Source organism: Bartonella sp. AP88HLJMH, assembly GCF_042195605.1.
Lineage (GTDB): Bacteria > Pseudomonadota > Alphaproteobacteria > Rhizobiales > Rhizobiaceae > Bartonella.
In genome coordinates this window covers 1-562 of the sequence record NZ_JBHIOR010000129.1, presented here as the reverse complement: position 1 = coordinate 562, position 562 = coordinate 1, and the positions used below count along the sequence as shown (strand labels likewise).

The following is a 562-nucleotide window of genomic DNA, read 5'->3' as shown; positions in this document are numbered from 1 at the left end:
CTTTTCCAGAGGCAAGTGTCGTTGAGCCTCCAGAGTTGACTTCTGATTTATGATGCATGGTGGCATCACCCTGTTCATCATGGTAATGGGTTTCTGCTGAACCGATCGTCAAGTTACCTTCTTCTGTAGCCATGGCAAGATCACCTCCGGTGGTGATCTCCACCCCTGAGGCTGTGATATCTTGCTTGGCAATCACGCTCGCATTGCCACCAGCAGAAAGCGCCTCGGTGTTTAATACGGTCTCCACGCCGTCAACCGTTGTGCGCCCTGCATCCAAACGAATATTCTTCTCCGCAAGGATAATAGCATCACCACCCGCCGCAAAATGCCCTCCTTGACTGAGGATATCCCCACCATGCACATGCAATTGGTGGTTTGCCGCAATACGCCCTGAATTGGTTATTGTGGAATTGCTTGTATTTTGGCTGGTGATATTGACATCATCGCCCATGATCAAAGCCCCAGCAGAAACAAAGGAGGCTCTGTCTTTTTCAGGGATGTAAAGCACCGGAGCATAAACATCCATGCCCTTGACCTGTTGGCGCACATAAATCACCATCGG

Annotated in this window: 1 protein-coding gene; it reads right to left on the bottom strand. The window is 50.2% G+C overall.

All coding sequences use genetic code 11. The features are described from left to right. A partial coding sequence (locus tag ACFIMA_RS09965; RefSeq protein WP_375693480.1) for a hemagglutinin repeat-containing protein occupies positions 1–562 on the bottom strand: 562 nt, incomplete at both ends.